At 56.3% G+C, this 398-nt stretch carries 1 protein-coding gene; it reads left to right on the forward strand.

Annotation, left to right across the window (positions count from 1 at the left end; all coding sequences use genetic code 11):
- The coding region (locus AC30CM_RS27290; protein WP_490120020.1) for a hypothetical protein at positions 1-228 on the forward strand (228 nt) is incomplete at its 5' end.
- Positions 229-398 lie beyond the last annotated feature (170 nt).

Raw genomic sequence — 398 nt, forward strand, 5'->3', positions numbered from 1 at the left:
CTGTGCGCAACGATCGCGAGCTGCATTATGGCAGAGCAGGAACCTCCAGAGGATTTGCCCATCCGGCACATCTTCTTGGCGCTTGACCTGATCTACTACGCGGGGTACGCCGGAGAGTTTCCGCCTGTGGGGACCCTGTTTGGTGATATCGTCGTGTACTCTGAGCACGTCAACACGCCTAAGGAGCTATCGCTGGGTCTGGATGAAGTGCTCGTCTACACCACGTGATCCGTGGTAAACTTCCGGGAAGTAAATAGTAATGGGCGCAGATTTCGGTCTGTCGCCCCATTTTCATTCGTGAAGAGGAATAGATGCTAAAGCCTGTCAAGATGAAGAACGCGGTCCGGTGGCTCGTGGTAGATGCCGCCGCCCGCACTCGTCTTCCGGCGCGTGAGCTG

It is taken from the genome of Mycobacterium sp. DHQP2018-32-09, from assembly GCF_058148405.1.